Raw genomic sequence first — 15,921 nt, 5'->3', positions numbered from 1 at the left:
ATATTCGTCCATTCGCAGTTTTAAGTCCTTCAAATTCACCGCAGTATGGCTTCCTGAAATTGCTTACTGCCTTTTGCCGCCTGTCCGGCGGAAACGGCTCCAGCCCGTGCATTATCTGCACCCATCTCTGAGCACTCAGCTCGCTAGGCTGGGATTCACAGCGTGCGCACAGGAACCCCATGGCGCGGGCTAACTCAATGATCGGAGAGTTGTCCCATGGCCACTTCGCACTCCATGACCAACAACCTTCCGCGACTGACCCACCCGGACGGCTCCCCCATCCGTGCCCTGGTGGTTGACGATGAACCCAGCCTCTCCGAACTGATGAGCATGGGGCTGCGCATGGCCGGCTGGTCTGTTGCCGTTGCCGCCGATGGCCCCGAGGCCGTGAAGCTCGCCAAGGAGTTCCGCCCGGACGTCCTGGTACTGGACGTGATGCTGCCAGGCTTCGACGGCGTTGAGCTGCTGGGCAGGATCCGCACCTTCGCCCCGGAGGTGCCTGCGCTTTTCCTGACCGCCAAGGACGCCGTCCAGGACAGGATCCTGGGTCTCGCGGCCGGCGGGGACGACTACGTGACCAAGCCGTTCAGCATGGAGGAGGTCCTGCTGCGGCTGCACCGCCTGGTCCAACGGTCCGGCGTTGCGGCGATGGACACAGCCGAACTTGTGGTGGGCGATCTTGTCCTCAACATCGACACCCGCGACGTGACCCGTGCGGGCGATGACCTCCAGCTCACGGCCACCCAGTTCGAACTGCTCCGGTACCTCATGGAGAATCCTAAACGCGTCATCAGCAAGGCCCAGATCCTTGACCGCGTCTGGAATTACGACTTCGGCGGCCAGGCCAACATCGTGGAACTCTACATCTCATATCTGCGAAAGAAAGTGGATGCCGTACATCCGCCCATGATCCACACTGTTCGCGGCGCCGGATACGTCATCAAGCCGGCGGACTAGGCCATGTCCTCACCGCGAGCAACCCCAACACCGGCCCGGAGCTGGCTGAAACCTGACACGTGGCATCTGCGCACGCGACTGATCCTGTTGGCCATGGCACTGCTGGTGGCCATCTGCGGCGCTGTGGGCCTGTTCAGTTACACTTCCATGGACAACTTTCTGACCGGCCAGCTGGATGAACAACTGAGCCAGGCCGCCAAACTCTCGAACGGTCCTGGCCGTCCGGGTTTGGGCGGATTCAACGGCCGGACAGACCCGCTCGACGCCCGCGGGCAGAGCGTGGGAACGCTGAATGCGCGGATTCTGGACGGCCAGATCCCCAGCGGCGGCTTCCTGAACTCGGACACCGCACGCCTGGCGCTCGACCCGGAAGATAAGCAAACCCTGCTGGCGCTGACCCGGACCGGCTTTCCTGTGGACCGTTCGCTGTCCAACGGGGATTACCGGATTGTGGCCGTGGACACCGGCTACGGCGATATCCTGGTCACGGGACTTCCGCTCGCTGCCAAGGAGAGCACGCTGACGTCGCTGGTCTGGACTTTTGTGTTCGTTTCCCTTGGCGGCCTGTCGCTGATCGGGCTGGCAGGAACCGTGCTCATCCGGCGCACCATGAAGCCGTTGGAGCAGCTTTCCGAGGTTGCAACCCGGGTGGCCCGGCTCCCGCTGGATGCGGGCGAGGTGGCACTCGCGGTGCGCGTCCCGCCGTCGAACTCCAACCCCGGAACCGAAGTGGGCAGCGTAGGACACGCCCTCAATCTGATGCTGGATAACGTCGCCAACGCACTCGAGGCGCGGCAGCGGAGCGAGACCAAGGTGCGGCAGTTCGTTGCGGACGCGTCCCACGAACTGCGCACCCCGCTGACCGCCATCCGCGGCTACACGGAGCTGATGCGGATGACCGAGGACTTCACGCCGGACGGCCGGAAATCCCTGGCGCGGGTCCAGAGCCAGTCCGAACGCATGACCACCCTGGTGGAGGACCTGCTCCTGCTGGCCCGGCTCGATGAGGGGCAGCCCCTGAAACTCAGTGAGGTGGACCTCACACAGCTTGTCATCGAAACCGTCAGTGACGAGAAAGTCATAGCCCCGGACCACCGCTGGCGCCTTGAACTGCCTGACGAACCGCTCGCCGTCACCGGTGATGCTTCCCAACTGCGTCAGGTGCTGGTCAACCTGCTCTCGAATGCGCGCAAGCACACGCCGCCCGGGACCACCGTGGTCACCGCCGTTACGAGATCTGCCGATGGCAGCGCAGCGGTGACGGTAACGGACGACGGCGGCGGCATCCCTGCGGAGTTCGTGGACCACATTTTCTCCCGGTTTGCCCGCGCAGACGCGGCCCGCAAGGGCACGGCACCGGCCTCGGGCTCCGGGGCATCGGAGGGCACCAGCGGCCTGGGCCTGTCCATTGTCCAGTCCATCATGGCGGCGCACGGCGGTAGCGTGGCCGTGACATCGCGGGCCGGGCGGACAGAGTTCGCCTTACTCCTCCCAGCCGGTGCGGTGGCGCAACCAGCTGAAGCGCGAGCACAGCAAGGCGACACACCGTCGTCGTGATTCCTGTTACCGAAATGTGACTTAAGCTTCCAGCTCCTGTACCGTCGAACAGGTGCGGATCCCGTTCGGGCCGCATATCCGGATGACGCCAAGCTCTGCCGCTTCCCGGATTCCCGTTTCAGAGGCAGAGGCGGGGGACCCACCGTCCCGGGCACCAAGTGCCCTTTGGGGTTAAGCCAACACGTGATTGTGCCGTGTGGCCGGATGCCCTCATCCGAACCCGACAGCTAACTCCGCAGGTGTGAGAGGCGATCCACCATGTCTGAATTCAAGGTAGAAACACGCCCGCAGGGCGACCCACAGTCCAACCGCCGCCGCAAGCAGACCCGCGTCGGTGCAGCTATGTCCCCACTGTCCAAGGCGGCCCGGATTCCCTCCGTGGGCCAGCGCGTCGCCGTGTTTGCGACGGCGTGCGCCCTCCTGGTGGGCGTCAGCGCCGCAGCACACGCTTCCGAATCCGCGTCGCTTGCAGCCAGCGCGGACCAGTCCGCCGAAGAAGCCAGCGCCCAGTCGAAGCTGAGCTTCGAAGCAGCCCAGATCCAGACCCCGGCCGCCCCGGGAGCTGCACCGGCCGAGATCAACGTCGCGCCCCAGGCTGCCGAACCGGCACCTGCCCCCGCACCTGCCCCGGAGGCCGTCCCGGCGCCGGCTCCCGAGGCCGTCCCGGCGCCGGCTCCCGAGGCCGTCCCGGCGCCGGCTCCCGAGCCTGTCCCGGCACCTGTTGTGGCAGTCAACGACCCCGCAGGAGCCCAGGCCTACGCCGCCGGTCAACTGGAGACCTACGGCTGGTCCGCTGACCAGATGCAGTGCCTGCAGACGCTGTGGACCAAGGAATCCGACTGGACCACCACGGCCACCAACGCCAGCAGCGGCGCGTACGGCATCGTCCAGTCGTTGCCCGCTGAGAAGATGGCGAGCGCTGGCGGGGACTACCTCACCAACTACCGCACGCAGATCAACTGGGGCCTGAACTACATCCAGGAGCGCTACCAGTCACCGTGCGGCGCCCTGAACTTCCACCTGTCGCACAACTGGTACTAGGCCGGCTGAGCGGCGGCGGCGGCCGGCGTCGCTGAGCTGCGCCAGCGGATCACGAAGCTGATCTGCCGGCGTTAAAGGCCGGCGTCAAAGCCGGAAAGAAATGATCTGCCGGCCCGCGGCGTCCGGTTCAACGGAGACTGTCACTGCACCGTAGTCCGGGATGTGGAGCACTCCTGCCGGCAATGCGCCTGTGTTGGGGCCCACGGCCACAGTCCGGATCCCCGCGGCAACACCTGCCGCAATTCCGGCGGGTGCATCCTCGAACACAAGGGCGTCCGCCGGCTGCACGCCCAGCAGCCCGGCTGCCTTCAGGTACCCTTCCGGGTGCGGCTTGCCCCGTGTGACCAGTTCCGCCGTCACGGCCGTGGCTGGCATGGCGAGTCCCGCGGCGTCCATGCGGATGTCTGCAAGGGTCCTGTCCGCTGAGGTCACCAGTGCCACGGCCTCGGCCGGGAGGCTTCGAAGCAGCTCGGCAGCCCCAGGCAACGCGACGATACCGGAAGTCCGCACCCTTTCCACGGCGCCGAGTTCGGCAGTGAGCGCCACAACGTCGGCTCCGGCCGGCGCGAACCGGCGCACCGTATCCGCGGCCTGGATGCCGTGCGAAGTGCGCAGGATTTCGGCGATGTCCAGACCATACTTGGCGGCGAATTCTCCCCATACCTCTTCTACCACTGCCGTGGAGTCCACCAAAGTGCCGTCCATATCGAAAAGGACGGCACGACAGGTCAGTGTTCGTGTGGCGGCAGGTGTTCGTGTGGCGGCAGGTGTTCGTGTGGCGGCAGGTGTGGGGATGTTCATGCTGCCTATTTTGCCTCACACGCCACGGGCTTAGGCGTCACGGCCCGGGATGTACTGCACCGCCCACTTGTTGCCGTCGGGATCCGCAAAGTAGACGAAGTGCCCCCCAGCCCTGCACGTCAATGTCGCTGACCTCCACCCCCTTGCCCTTGAGGTGGTCGTGGGCGGCCTGGATGTCACTGACCACCATCTGCAGGCTTGGCGCCGTGCCTGGAGGGGCGTCATTGAGGCCCTCGCCGAGACAGATGGAGCAGGCGGAACCCGGCGGGGTCAGCTGGACGAAGCGGAGGCCTTCCCTCGGCCACACGTTAACTGCGGCGGCGGGAAAGCGGAAGACCTAAATTCTGGAGCAGCGCATAACTAGCCGGCAATGCCGTACAGGCGGTCGCCGGCGTCGCCGAGCCCCGGAACAATGTAGGACTTCTCGTCGAGCCGTTCGTCGATGGACGCCAGGACGATGGTGACGTTCGCCTCGGCGAGCTCCTCTTCGAGCTTGGCCAGGCCTTCCGGCGCGGCCAGGAGGCAGATACACGTGACGTCTGAGGCGCCGCGCTTGAACAGGAACTTGATGGCTTCGCGCAGGGTTCCGCCGGTGGCAAGCATGGGATCCAGCACAAAGATCTGCCGGTCCGTCAGGTCTTCCGGGAGCCGCTCCGCGTAGGTGATGATGTCCAAAGTTTCCTCGTCGCGGGCCATGCCCAGGAAGCCCACCTCAGCGGTGGGGACCAGTTTGGTCATGCCCTCGAGCATGCCGAGCCCGGCGCGCAGGATGGGAACCACCAGCGGCGTGGGCTTGGTGAAAGCGGTGCCCACGGTGGTGCTGACCGGCGTCTCAATGGTGACCGGCTGGGTGCGGACCTCGCGGGTGGCTTCGTAGGCCAGAAGGGTCACCAACTCTTCCGTCAGCTGCCGGAAGACCGGCGACGGAGTGTTCTTGTCCCGCAGGACGGTGAGTTTATGGGCGACCAGCGGGTGGTCCACAACGAGAGTGCGCATGCGTCAAAACTATCACCCACGCGGGCAGCCTCAGGCCGGGAATCAGCTCGACGGATCATCCCGCAGGACTGGGTGTTCGAACGTCGGCGCCGGGCCCGCGTGCTCGCGTTTCCGCAGCACGTGGAAGAGCCGGTGCGCCAGGATCACGATGCCAACCCAGGCAAGGCCCAGGAACCAGCCGGCCATCACATCCGTGAGCCAGTGGTGGCCCAGGAACACCCTGCTCAGGCCCATGGCGATGATGAAGATCACCCCGGCGGTGATGGCAGTGATGCGCGCCGACAGCATTTCGAACTGCAGGCACATGACGTACACCACGACGCCGATCACCACCGTCGTGTTCAGGGTGTGGCCGCTGGGAAAGGACGGCGAAGTCTCGAAGGGCGGGACCGCTTCGGAGTGGTCCGGGCGGGTACGGCCAACCAAGCGCTTGCCCACAGTGGTAGCCACTGTGGAGACAGCCGCGGCACCGCCCACCAGGATGATCGGACGCCAGGTCCGGCTGAGGAACGTCAGCCAGCCGGTCAGGATGCTGGCCAGGATGGGCATGCCAATGCCCCCGCCGATGTTGGTAAAAGCGGTTACCCCGGCATCCAGTGCCGGGCTCCGCAGGCTCTGGGACAGCTCCAGCGCGGGCAGGTCCAACGACGTCAGTCCCGCGTCGTCCACTACGTTGTCGTAAACCTCAGCACCCAGCAGTGCCAGGATGACCACCAGCACACCACCCACCAGCATGGTGAGCCACAAGGCGGCATACGGCTTGAACCATTGGCCTACACGGCCCCTGAATGTATCGCCGTCCACGCATTCCTCCTGGCGTCAGTGGGTGTCAAGGATGGATATCCTTCGAAACTATCATTGAGCCATGGCCGCTGCAGGAAAAAACCACCTCGAATGGATGGGTCTTGCCCTGGACGAAGCCCGGCGCGCCCTGGCCACCGATGACGTGCCCATCGGCGCAGTGGTGATAGGGCCCGACGGCGCCGTGCTGGGTACCGGACGGAACCAGCGGGAGGAACTGGGAGACCCCACCGCCCACGCCGAGGTGGTAGCCATCCGTCAGGCCGCGGAAAGGTTGCGTGCCTTGTCCAAGCTCGACGGCGGCACCGGGGATGGCTGGCGGCTTGCGGACTGCACACTGGTGGTGACCCTGGAACCGTGCCCCATGTGCGCCGGCGCGGTGGTGCTGGCCCGGATTCCCCGCGTGGTTTTCGGAGCCTGGGACGAGAAGGCCGGAGCGGCGGGCTCCGTGTTCGATGTCCTCCGCGAGCGCCGGCTCAACCATTGGGTTGAGGTGTACGGCGGCGTCCGGGAAGAGGAGTGCGGAACGGTCCTCAGGGACTTTTTCGCTGCGCACCGCAGCCAGCAGTAACGCGGCTTAGCCGGCGGCATCAAGGGCGTCGATCCTGTCTTGGCGCGAGGCTGGTGAGTCTAGGCTGAAGGAGCGGAAGTCGCCCAGTTCCTCCCGGATCCAGGCCTCTACCTCGCCGATGCGCCGGGATACTGCGGGCGTGGCCCCGCCAAACAGCCAATGGGCGATCCGGGATTCCCCCGGATCGTATTGCCACAGTCCGATGATCCGGCCGCGGTCGAAGATGGGGTGGTCCGGCAGATCAGCCTGCAACGCCAACGTGGACCCCAGGACCTGCTTTCCCTTGTCCTGCTCGGCAAACAGATCCCCCGAGTTCCTGCGGAGCAGGACCAACGAGTCAGTGCCGGCCAGCAGCTGAATCTGTTCCTCGGCCGGCGCCTCGAACGACGCAAGCCGTCCGACGTCGTCGGGCAGCACCCATAGCACCTCGCCCTTGGCGGTGGGAATTTCCACCGCCCCGGTGGCGGCCAACGCAGCCTTGGTATGGGCCAGGGTGAACCCGGTGAACCATTGCGACTGCTTGACCGTGGCACCGCCAGTCCAGCCGAGATAGCGCTGCAGCAGGAGGCTGCGGGCGGCGTCGTCGTCCATGGCGGTGCGCGCCAGACCCCACAGTGTGTAGGTGTAGCGCTGCTGATCCAGCCGGCCGTTGGCGGGTACGCGCCGGATCCGGCCGTCCGCTTGGAGGAGGCCCAAGGCCGTGGGCAACGTGGTGGCGGCGCCTTTCTTTTTGCCCTCCTCGCCGAGGTTCCGGACCGAGGCGCCCAGCAGGTCCTTGAGCTGTTTGGGGTCCAGCGGGCTGCCGGACTCGGCCAGGGCGTGGAGGATTTCCTCCTCCAGGAGCGTGATCTCGCCACGCTCAACGCCCATTCTTGCCAGCACACGGAACGGCGCCACGGCGGCGTCCCGGCCGATCTGGAGGCCCCACGCAAAGTCATCCCGACCCAGCACATAGGTGCAGCCGCGGGCGGTGGGCAGCTCATGGATTTTCAGCGCCAGGACGTCGGCATCCGCCTGCGCGCGGCTGGTGCCGGCGCGGGCAAAGAGCGTGAGGTAGGGGTTGGCTCCGCCGACGGAACGGGCCCAGCCGGCCCTGCTATACACGTCGGCGGCGTCCGCGCCCAGCAGTGTGCCATCGAGGCCCTGCTTGTGCCAGGCCCAAGCCCTGAGGAGCTCTGGAGTGAGCACCTGCGGATCCGGGGCATCGTGGCTTACTGCCGGAGGGATCGCCGGTGGGATCAAGACGGTGGCGGAGCTTGGGAGCGTGGTCATGGCTTATTGTCCACCGGCCGTCCCCGTGGCGATAGGCTTCCCTTCGGCAGTCACTGCTTCAGCAGATCCACCGAGGATTTCAAGGACGTTCCGGGCCGTGGAGTCCCAGCCGGGCAGCCGTTCCCGTGCAGCGAGGGCAGCCGCACGCCAGGCAGCGCGGAGACATTCGTCCACCAACCACTGCCGGATCACTGAACCGAGCACGTCCGCGTGGTGGTCTTCAGGTCCATTGCCACGAGGTGCGTCGCCTTCGGATCCGGCGAGTCCGACGGCGGCACCTGGCACCGCATATATCCCGCCATCACGTTCACCACCACGCTCGCCGTCCGGTCTTCCCGCGAGCCTGCCGCCAAGTCTCGCGGCCAGTCCCAACGCGTCCACGGCGCCGGTTCCCTCCCGCACAATGACAGGGATGCCGTGGGCCAGCGCTTCCGTCACCACAAGCCCAAAGGCTTCGGCCCGGGACACAAGAATGCTCAGGTCTGTCCGGTTCCATTCGTCCGCCAGTGCGGTCCCGGCGAGCTGGCCTGTCACGCGCACCCTGTCCTCCATTCCAGAGGAGGCAATGGCCGCCCGGACCTGTGCCGCATAGGCGGGATCGGCGTCGTCGGTTCCGATCAGGGACGCTGTCCAGGCGAGGTCCTGGAGCCTGGCCAGCGCCGCCACAATCAGCAACTGGTCCTTGTTGGGCAGCAGCGCTGCCACCGCAACGATGTGTGGCGGCGCCGAACCCGGCGCCACCGGTGCGGGGTCCGTCCCGGGCAGGGCAACCCGGCTGGCGGGGAGCCGGTGCTTTTCCGACGCCGAGGCGGCGGCGGACGAACTCGTGCAGATCACTCCGGTAGCCGCCCGGAGCGCGCGCCCTTCGCCGTCGGGGTGGCTGGGCGAGGGCATGTGCTGCAGGACCCAGGTGTGTTGTCCGGCAGCCGCGGCATACTCCAGTTCGTCGGGGGCGCCGCACGCAACCAGTCCGTCTACGAGCGTGACCGTTTCCGGAGTGACGTTTGCCTGCCGCGCGTCCACCTTTGGGTCCCAGGCGCCCAGCAGGCCGCCCAGCCGCCGTCGTTCCGTGGCGCTGGCCTCCGGCCAGCAACCCTCCACCGTCAGGGTCTCCACAGGAACGCCCAGCGTTCTCAGTCCGTGGGTGAGCCGCGCGTTGTAGATATTGCCGCCGGAGTTGTGGCGGATATTGGCGGGGACCAGGAACCTGACCAGCATGGGATCAGGCGGACAGATCAAGGGTGTAGGCGGCCCAAGCATCCGGATTTTCGCGCAGGGTGACGTCGATCCCCGCGAGCTCGCGGCCGTCGTCGTCATCCCTGAGCTTGGCTGCGACAGCCTGGGCGATGTATTCCGCGAGCGCCTCGGTGGTGCTAAGCCTGCCCACGAAGTCCGGATGCTCGTCCAGGTTTTTGTAGTTGAGGCCGGACAGCACGTCCTCGATGATGCCGCCCGCAGCCCCGATGTCCAGGACGATCGAGTCCGGATTCAGCGCACGACGGCGGAACGTCACCTCCGCCACGAACGTCGCCCCGTGGAGGGCCTGGGCCGGGCCGAATACCTCCCGCGGGAGGCTGTGGGCGATCATAAAGTGGCGTCGGACGGTCAGGCTGAACACTGGCTACTTCCTATCTTTGGGCCGGTTTTGCCGGGCTGTCGTGCCCGGGGTTGTACGCTCCAAGGCTGTCAGCGTTGGGGTATTCGATCACATGGCACAGGGCTTCCAGCTTGCCATCGGCGAGATCCTGCACTACTGCCGGCAGGTCCGTGAACGGAGAGGCGCCGGTAAGGAAGGCATCGAAGACCGGGTCTTTGAGGAGCTCAACAGCCAGTTCCAGGCGCTCGGCCGTGGTCCGGCGGTGGCGCCGCGCATGGGCAACCACTCCCACCTGGCTGGCCCGGATGGAGAGCCTGCGTGCATGAAAGTCCTCTCCCAGCGGCAGCGTGACTTTGCGGTTGGCGTACCAGGACATCTCGATGATCTCCCCCTCATAGCCGGCCAGCTGCAGGCTGCGTTCGAGGCCTTCCTGGGAGGCAGAGCAGTGGAATACGATGTCGCAGTCCGATTTGGCATCATCGGGGTGGGCGAACCCCACGCCCAGCTTGTCCGCCAGGTGCCTACGTTCCGGGTCAAGGTCCACCAGTTGGAGGCGTGCCAGCGGGAACGTGCGCAGGAGTGTGGCCACCATACCGCCCACCAGACCGGCGCCGACGACGGCGATCCGGTCCCCCAGCCTCGGTCCGGCTTCCCAGAGGGCATTGACGGCGGTTTCCACGGTGCCTGTGAGGACGGCGCGGCGGGCCGGGACGCCGTCGGGAATCCTGGTGAGGGCGTCTGTGGAAATGACGTAGCGGTCCTGATGTGGATTGAGGCAGAAGACCTTCTGGCCCGCCCAGTTTCCGGGCCCCTCCTCCACAATGCCCACCGAAAGATACCCGAACTTCACGGGCGACGGGAAGGTGCCCTCTTGGTGCGGCGCGCGCATCTCCTCGGCCACGCGTGGTGGAACGGAGCCGGTGTGGACCACAATTTCCGTGCCCTTGCTGATGCCTGAATACAGCGTGCGGACCAAAGCTTCGCCGGGTCCGGGGGCGTGCAGAGCCTCGTTCCGAAGCTCGCCGTGTTCCGGCCCCGTAGTCCAGTACGCGGTTGCCTGTGCCTCTTTGTCTGAGTTCGCCATCTTGCTTATGAATCTAGTCCGCGGGCGCTCTCCGCGACACCCACTCCGGTCGAGATGACACTTGAAGCCCTTGAAATCGGGGCCGTAACTGTCCGTTCGCACTGTTAATGGGAGGCGGCCCTGTACTGCCCGCCTCAGCCTTGCCAGCCCTAACCCTGCCCGCGTTACAGTCCTGCCACGGCCATAACGCTGCATTCTCTTTGGGGTTGGTGGTCAGACGTTGCTGCGGGCAGTGAGGGAGAAGTCCCAGTTTGGGAAAGGGATCGCCCCCACGGGTTCGCCCGGAATTTCGTCTTCGGGCACTCCTCAATCTGCACGGGGCGCCAGCGCGGACCATTGGCCCGACTGTTGTGGTGGCCAGTGTGGTGGTTCCCAGTCGGGGTGTTCGCTGGCGTATCGCCGGCCGTTGGGTGAGATCCAGCCGGGTGGCTCGTTCTTGGTAGCGGTGGTGGGTTTCCAACCTGTGGTGTGGCGGAGTCGGTGGTGTTTGTGGCAGGGCTGACCGAGATTGCTGATGCCGGTGGTGCCGCCGTGGGCCCAGGGGAGGATGTGGTCGGCTTCGTTGTCGAGGGAGTGGTTGCTGCAGCCGGGAAACGGGCATTTGCCGTCGCGCAGCCGTAGCCATTGGCGTTGCGCTTTCGTGAGCCGGTAGCTGGTCCGCCCGATCTCCAGCGGAGCACCGTCCCGCGGATCGATCAGGACCCGGTGAAAGGACTCCGCACCTTCCGCCACGAGTTGCCGGGCCATGGGCGGCGGGATCGGGCCGTATCCGTCGAGCATGGCCGGTTCATCCGTGAGGCCCAACAGCGCAAACACCGGCACGGTTATCAACACCTGTGCCCGCGGCGAGGGAACACCGCCGCTCACGGCGATGCCCCCGGTCTCTTGGTGGCTCGTTTCACCGGTCGCGCTGCCCCTGTTTTCCCTACCCTCATCACCGGTTCCGGCCCCGGCGCTGGCGCTGGCGTTGGTCAGGAGCCAGGTCGCGACGGAGTCTGCGCGGAGCTGGCTGAGGGTCCGGCCCTCATGAGGCCCCTGGAGGGCCCGGGCGGCGGCGGTGGTCCGGTCCCAGATCCCCGCGGCCTGATCGGCGGGCAGGTACGCGGAGAGCCAGGCCATCCCGTCACGGTCCGGGGCGTACTCCACCCGCCGGTCCTGGATACCGCGTAGGTGGCGTTGTTCGATGCTGACCGGATGATGGCGTTCCCGCCAGGTGCGGGCCTTGTGCCGGAACCGGCCGGGGATGAGCTCACCGGCGAAGCCACGGGCCGGATTCGCGACGTCCGGGTCCAGGAAATGCGCTTCGAGGGCCGCCGCGGCCGCCCTGTCGAGGTTAGTGGTTTCATCGACCATGATCCGGGCGTGCTGCCACGAAATGACCCCGGCCTGCAACGCCGAGAACGTCAGCGGCAGGGCCGTGGTCAGCGCGCGCGCCTCCGCGAGCAGCGCACTGGCGGCGCGTTCACTGACCGCCAGCACGCACGCGACCTCAGCGACGACAGCCATCTCCTGCCCGCTATGGTCCTGCGGCGACTCAGCAGGGCCCGCCAGGGCCTCGGCAGCGGCGCTGTAACCGGCAGCCAGCCAGACCTTCAGGGCAGCACTTTTCGCGTCCAACCGTGAGATCTCGGCCAGCCCGTCCAGCAAACCATCCGCTACCCGGCGCAACGGATCAGCATCCCAGGACCCGGAGGAAACGGTCCCGCCGCGGAGCGCCACTGCTAGCTCAGCGAAGGACGCCGAAAGGGCCTCCGCCGCCGCCACAGCTCCTCTGCTATCCATACACAAATCATCCCGTGAGGGTCCGACAATAACGCCGAAGCCCAATGGCTATGTGCATAACTCCGCGGCCTTCCTCGGCCCCTGATCGTGCAGCACGTCGAGGGCGCTACATTGGAGGCCGTCGACTGTCCGTTCGAGCTGAAGCGTGGGACTCAATTGCCCCTTCGCAATGGAGCTGCGCTAAGTGTCCCTTCGCCATGAGGGGCTGAACACATGCCGTTTTGTGGATGGGCGGTATGCTCCGGTAACCTATTCAGGTTGGTGACGTGTCCGAGCGGCCGAAGGTGCAACACTCGAAATGTTGTTTGGTGTCAAAGCCAACGTGGGTTCAAATCCCACCGTCACCGCCAATGAGAAAGGCCCTGCTTCCCTTGTAAACAAAGGGAAGCAGGGCCTTTTGCTTTGCGCGCCAGACGCCAACAGTAACGTAGCGGTAACAAACTTCTGTCTTGTCCGGACCCGATAGGCGTGGACCGTCGTCTGATGCTTGCTTTGCTGAGGTGTCGCCGGCGCACATAGGCCGACTGGCGGCCGCCAGTTTAGCGCGCTGCGGGCATTAGTGCTCGGCGCCTGCCGCAGCAGCCTTCTTGGCGCTCTTCTCGGCGTCTTTTTCGGCGCGCAGCGCCTCCGCCTCGTGCTGTTCCTCGGCTTTTTCCTGGTGGATGACCTCTGCCAGGAGCTTCTCCATCTCCTTGGCCACGCCAGCGGCTGAGGCCGGGTTCTGACCCGTTACCAGCCGGTCGTCAACCACTACCATTTCCTCAAAGACACCAGCCGAGACGTGGGTGGCACCCTGTTCCTCAAGCCGGTCGGCCAAAAAGAACGGGATGACCTTGTTCTTTCCTGCGGCAACTTCCTCATCGTTGGTGAAAGCAGCGACCTTCCTGCCTTCGACCAGCCGAAAGCCGTTGGCCAACTCAACGTTCACCAGTCCCGCCGGCCCGTGACAGACCGCGCCCACCACGCCGCCGGCGTTGTAGACACCGGCTACAAGGTTCCGCAAGCCTTCGCTGTCCGGGAAGTCCCACATGGTGCCATGGCCTCCCACAAGGAAGATGGCGTCGTACTGGTCAGGATCAACGACGTCGACGCGGGCAGTGTTGTAGAGACCGGCGCGCGTAGTCTCGTCCTCTGTGAAGGCAACCTGGATGGGATCTTTTGAGTCCACCTCGTCGCGCGGGGGCTGGCCGCCCTGGATGGACGCGAAGTCGACGAAATGACCGGAATCCTTGAAGACTTTCCAAGGATGTGCAGCCTCGGCCACGTTATACCCGGTCTTCTCTCCGGTATCGCCGATCTCGGAAACGCTGGTCAGTACCATGAGGATTTTCTTCATGAAGTGCTCCTTCCGTCTAACGTCCACCCTACGCCTCAGCCCAATTTGGACCGTCCCCGGCTTAGAAGGCAACGACATTTGCTGTACCCGACGGATAGTTCCCCCGCTAGAGCTTGTCCGTCCTGTCATCGCCCTTGTGCCCGCCGCGCAGGTTCTCCTGGACCTTGCCGAAGAGGTCTTTGATGGTGGACTCGGTGTTGGTGAGCATGTCCGGCTGCAAATACACGTGCCGACTGCCGGGAAGGCTGTAACTGGACTGCAGGCCGCCGCTTCCTTCAACGCCCTGCAAAGCGATGGTCACGCTGCCTTCCTTGCGCGCGATGGCCGCGATTTTTCCGAACACCAGTGTGAATTCGTCCGGCTCAAAACTGACTGTCTGACCCACATGGGTCCTGTTGAGTTCGCTGGCCGGGGTGGCTTTCTCGTTGCCAGTTCCTGAGTAGTTCATCGTGTGCTCCCTGAGGTGGTTGGCGACTTACGCCAGCAGTCTAGCCCTGCCCCGTGTCGCGGTACATGGCCCTACTGGATGCCTGCACAAACGGATGCCGCAATCCTGGTCACATCCTCCATTGAGCTGACCAGAGCCCTTCGGGTTGGATGAATTGGACCGGCACGCCTGACCGGCACCCGATCATTAAGGAAGAACCGTGACTTCGACGACGAATCGCGCTATTCGGCGGCCGCAGACTCTTCCAGGTCAGCGACCGGGTCAGCGACTGCCTCGAACTCCAATGGAGCCAGACGTGACCGATACGTGCCCCGACGACTGCCACTACTGCTCGGGCCCGGAAACAGACTGACTCCCCGGCCATAGGGTGGGCAGCAGCGCCCAGCCCTGCGAGACTGGGTCCTGAAGCCAAACCATCGACCTTTCAGGAGCCGCCGTATGACGCCGGAGCACCGCACCTCTGCCCGGCCAAACCGCATCACCGATCTGTTCGGTACGGACGTTCCGGTGGTGCTGGGCCCTTTCGGCGGGGTCTCTTCCGTGGAGCTGACAGCAGCCGTGAGCGACGGCGGCGGGCTGGGTTCCTACGGTCTGTACGGTTATGGCGCCGACGCCATCCGGAACACAGTGGCTGAGCTGAGGAAGGCAACGGCGAAGCCGTTCGCCCTCAACCTCTGGATTCCTACCGGCGACGAAACCACCTTGCTCCCCCAGGCGGCCTTCGACCGGTACCTGGAAACCCTGAAGCCGTACTTCGGCGAACTGGCACTTCCGCTTCCGCACATGCCGGACCGCTACCTGCCCGACTATGAAGAGCAGGTGGAGGCAACGCTGGCGGCCGGTCCCGCCGTCGTCAGCTTTGTGTTCGGTGTGCCCGCGCCGGAACTGATCGCGGCGGCGCACCGGAGAGGCATAGTCGTGGTGGGGACCGCTACCACCGTGGCGGAAGCTGTTGCCCTGGAAGCCGGTGGAGTGGATGCCGTGGTCGCAAGTGGCATGGAATCCGGCGGCCACCGCGTTTCGTTCCTGAAGCCCGCCGAGGAGTCCCTGATCGGAACTTTTGCACTGGTTCCGCAGGTGGCTGATGCCGTCACCATCCCGGTCATCGCTGCCGGGGGAATCGCGGACCGCCGCGGTTATGCAGCCGCCATGGCCCTTGGCGCCGACGCGGTCCAGGTGGGCTCGGCGTTCCTAGCCACTCGCGAATCCGCGGCCGTGCCTGCGTACCGGGCCGTCCTCCACAGCCCCGCCGCGCGGGAAACGGTGCTGACAAGTGCCCTCAGCGGACGGCTTGCCCGCGGCATCCCCAACCGCCTCATCGCCGAACTCTCAGCGGCCAACATGGTAACGGCTGGGCTCTCGGAGGCTGGAATCCCGGAGCGAAGAATAGCGCCGTTCCCCGCCCAAAACTGGCTCACCGGCCGCTTCCGGCCGGAGGCAGCCGCCCAAGGGAACACGGACCTCATGTCGCTTTGGGCGGGGCAGTCCGCAGCGCTGATCCGGCATGACTCGGCCGCGGACGTCCTCGCCGAACTGCTCGCCGGCACCGCAATTTTGTAAGCTCGATACATCCGCGGTTATCCCAGGCAGCGAACCTGGGGCGAGCGCCCGTTGACACCGGAGGCAATCCTTGACGAAAAAGACCGGCAAATCCAAGAGTAGAAACAAGGACCGGCGG

At 65.5% G+C, this 15,921-nt stretch carries 15 protein-coding genes, 1 tRNA gene, 1 pseudogene and 1 riboswitch; of the genes and pseudogenes, 6 read left to right on the top strand and 11 right to left on the bottom strand.

Annotated features, from left to right (window positions below; all coding sequences use genetic code 11):
* Positions 1-216 precede the first annotated feature (216 nt).
* From ACQCS0_RS04065 to ACQCS0_RS04055, 3 genes are all read left to right on the top strand, one after another.
* Positions 217-957, top strand: a complete 741-nt coding sequence (locus ACQCS0_RS04065; RefSeq protein WP_354154666.1) for a response regulator transcription factor — start codon at positions 217-219, stop codon at positions 955-957.
* Positions 958-960: 3 nt separating this feature from the next.
* On the top strand, positions 961-2,514 hold the full coding sequence (locus ACQCS0_RS04060; protein WP_354154667.1) for a HAMP domain-containing sensor histidine kinase: 1,554 nt from the start codon (positions 961-963) through the stop codon (positions 2,512-2,514).
* A 100-nt stretch (positions 2,515-2,614) separates the two neighbouring features.
* A riboswitch (cyclic di-AMP (ydaO/yuaA leader) is annotated at positions 2,615-2,767 on the top strand.
* A gap of 5 nt (positions 2,768-2,772) precedes the next feature.
* Complete coding sequence (locus tag ACQCS0_RS04055; protein WP_354154668.1) at positions 2,773-3,555, top strand: hypothetical protein; 783 nt, start codon at positions 2,773-2,775, stop codon at positions 3,553-3,555.
* An 84-nt stretch (positions 3,556-3,639) separates the two neighbouring features.
* Here ACQCS0_RS04055 and ACQCS0_RS04050 read toward each other — a convergent pair whose 3' ends face one another.
* From ACQCS0_RS04050 to ACQCS0_RS04035, 4 genes and pseudogenes are all read right to left on the bottom strand, one after another.
* Positions 3,640-4,356, bottom strand: coding sequence for an HAD-IA family hydrolase (locus ACQCS0_RS04050; protein WP_354154669.1), 717 nt, complete (start codon positions 4,354-4,356; stop codon positions 3,640-3,642).
* Between the two features lie 30 nt (positions 4,357-4,386).
* Positions 4,387-4,657, bottom strand: a pseudogene (locus ACQCS0_RS04045) (VOC family protein); the annotation flags it as partial.
* 59 nt (positions 4,658-4,716) lie between these two features.
* Complete coding sequence (gene upp, locus ACQCS0_RS04040) at positions 4,717-5,352, bottom strand: uracil phosphoribosyltransferase (protein ID WP_056342624.1); 636 nt, start codon at positions 5,350-5,352, stop codon at positions 4,717-4,719.
* 42 nt (positions 5,353-5,394) lie between these two features.
* Positions 5,395-6,087: a phosphatase PAP2 family protein gene (locus ACQCS0_RS04035; protein WP_354154787.1), complete on the bottom strand. Its 693-nt coding sequence runs from the start codon at positions 6,085-6,087 to the stop codon at positions 5,395-5,397.
* 130 nt (positions 6,088-6,217) lie between these two features.
* Here ACQCS0_RS04035 and tadA point away from each other — a divergent pair, with 130 nt between their 5' ends.
* Complete coding sequence (gene tadA / locus ACQCS0_RS04030) at positions 6,218-6,724, top strand: tRNA adenosine(34) deaminase TadA (protein ID WP_354154670.1); 507 nt, start codon at positions 6,218-6,220, stop codon at positions 6,722-6,724.
* 6 nt (positions 6,725-6,730) lie between these two features.
* Here the strand turns inward: tadA and ACQCS0_RS04025 are convergent, their stop codons facing one another.
* The 5 genes from ACQCS0_RS04025 to ACQCS0_RS04005 all read right to left on the bottom strand — a co-directional run bounded on the left by ACQCS0_RS04025 (position 6,731) and on the right by ACQCS0_RS04005 (position 12,459).
* Positions 6,731-7,996 (bottom strand): DNA glycosylase AlkZ-like family protein, encoded by a 1,266-nt coding sequence (locus ACQCS0_RS04025; RefSeq protein ID WP_354224082.1) that lies wholly within the window; start codon positions 7,994-7,996, stop codon positions 6,731-6,733.
* Positions 7,997-7,999: 3 nt separating this feature from the next.
* Positions 8,000-9,214 (bottom strand): glycosyltransferase, encoded by a 1,215-nt coding sequence (locus tag ACQCS0_RS04020; protein WP_354154672.1) that lies wholly within the window; start codon positions 9,212-9,214, stop codon positions 8,000-8,002.
* Positions 9,215-9,218: 4 nt separating this feature from the next.
* Positions 9,219-9,614 carry a 6-carboxytetrahydropterin synthase gene (locus tag ACQCS0_RS04015; protein WP_354154673.1) on the bottom strand — a complete coding sequence of 132 codons (396 nt, stop codon included), beginning with the start codon at positions 9,612-9,614 and terminating at the stop codon, positions 9,219-9,221.
* A gap of 10 nt (positions 9,615-9,624) precedes the next feature.
* A complete protein-coding gene (locus tag ACQCS0_RS04010) occupies positions 9,625-10,677 on the bottom strand; it encodes a zinc-binding alcohol dehydrogenase (protein WP_354154674.1) in 1,053 nt (350 codons plus the stop codon).
* Positions 10,678-10,983: 306 nt separating this feature from the next.
* Positions 10,984-12,459 (bottom strand): DUF222 domain-containing protein, encoded by a 1,476-nt coding sequence (locus tag ACQCS0_RS04005; RefSeq protein ID WP_426940037.1) that lies wholly within the window; start codon positions 12,457-12,459, stop codon positions 10,984-10,986.
* 260 nt (positions 12,460-12,719) lie between these two features.
* Between ACQCS0_RS04005 and ACQCS0_RS04000 the strand changes: the two genes are divergently transcribed.
* Positions 12,720-12,809, top strand: a tRNA-Ser gene (locus tag ACQCS0_RS04000).
* A gap of 206 nt (positions 12,810-13,015) precedes the next feature.
* Here ACQCS0_RS04000 and ACQCS0_RS03995 read toward each other — a convergent pair.
* On the bottom strand, positions 13,016-13,795 hold the full coding sequence (locus ACQCS0_RS03995) for a type 1 glutamine amidotransferase domain-containing protein (RefSeq protein ID WP_354154676.1): 780 nt from the start codon (positions 13,793-13,795) through the stop codon (positions 13,016-13,018).
* 106 nt (positions 13,796-13,901) lie between these two features.
* Positions 13,902-14,243: a hypothetical protein gene (locus ACQCS0_RS03990; protein ID WP_185262540.1), complete on the bottom strand. Its 342-nt coding sequence runs from the start codon at positions 14,241-14,243 to the stop codon at positions 13,902-13,904.
* 438 nt (positions 14,244-14,681) lie between these two features.
* On the opposite strand from ACQCS0_RS03990, the gene ACQCS0_RS03985 reads away from it, so the two are divergent.
* Entirely contained in the window at positions 14,682-15,803 is a 1,122-nt protein-coding gene (locus ACQCS0_RS03985) for a nitronate monooxygenase (protein ID WP_354154677.1), read from the top strand.
* The last annotated feature ends 118 nt before the right edge of the window (positions 15,804-15,921 follow it).

It is taken from the genome of Pseudarthrobacter sp. S6, assembly GCF_050156575.1.
Taxonomy (GTDB): Bacteria; Actinomycetota; Actinomycetes; order Actinomycetales; family Micrococcaceae; genus Arthrobacter.
This window is presented reverse-complemented; position numbering and strand designations above follow the sequence as displayed.

What these genes read in the sequence shown, in the direction of transcription:
- ACQCS0_RS04065 (WP_354154666.1), top strand. Translation starts at nt 217, where the DNA reads ATGGCCACTTCGCACTCCATGACCAACAACCTTCCGCGACTGACCCAC.
- ACQCS0_RS04060 (WP_354154667.1), top strand. Translation starts at nt 961, where the DNA reads ATGTCCTCACCGCGAGCAACCCCAACACCGGCCCGGAGCTGGCTGAAA.
- ACQCS0_RS04055 (WP_354154668.1), top strand. Translation starts at nt 2,773, where the DNA reads ATGTCTGAATTCAAGGTAGAAACACGCCCGCAGGGCGACCCACAGTCC.
- ACQCS0_RS04050 (WP_354154669.1), bottom strand. Translation starts at nt 4,356, where the DNA reads ATGAACATCCCCACACCTGCCGCCACACGAACACCTGCCGCCACACGA.
- upp (WP_056342624.1), bottom strand. Translation starts at nt 5,352, where the DNA reads ATGCGCACTCTCGTTGTGGACCACCCGCTGGTCGCCCATAAACTCACC.
- ACQCS0_RS04035 (WP_354154787.1), bottom strand. Translation starts at nt 6,087, where the DNA reads ATGCTGGTGGGTGGTGTGCTGGTGGTCATCCTGGCACTGCTGGGTGCT.
- tadA (WP_354154670.1), top strand. Translation starts at nt 6,218, where the DNA reads ATGGCCGCTGCAGGAAAAAACCACCTCGAATGGATGGGTCTTGCCCTG.
- ACQCS0_RS04025 (WP_354224082.1), bottom strand. Translation starts at nt 7,996, where the DNA reads ATGACCACGCTCCCAAGCTCCGCCACCGTCTTGATCCCACCGGCGATC.
- ACQCS0_RS04020 (WP_354154672.1), bottom strand. Translation starts at nt 9,214, where the DNA reads ATGCTGGTCAGGTTCCTGGTCCCCGCCAATATCCGCCACAACTCCGGC.
- ACQCS0_RS04010 (WP_354154674.1), bottom strand. Translation starts at nt 10,677, where the DNA reads ATGGCGAACTCAGACAAAGAGGCACAGGCAACCGCGTACTGGACTACG.
- ACQCS0_RS04005 (WP_426940037.1), bottom strand. Translation starts at nt 12,459, where the DNA reads ATGGATAGCAGAGGAGCTGTGGCGGCGGCGGAGGCCCTTTCGGCGTCC.
- ACQCS0_RS03995 (WP_354154676.1), bottom strand. Translation starts at nt 13,795, where the DNA reads ATGAAGAAAATCCTCATGGTACTGACCAGCGTTTCCGAGATCGGCGAT.
- ACQCS0_RS03990 (WP_185262540.1), bottom strand. Translation starts at nt 14,243, where the DNA reads ATGAACTACTCAGGAACTGGCAACGAGAAAGCCACCCCGGCCAGCGAA.
- ACQCS0_RS03985 (WP_354154677.1), top strand. Translation starts at nt 14,682, where the DNA reads ATGACGCCGGAGCACCGCACCTCTGCCCGGCCAAACCGCATCACCGAT.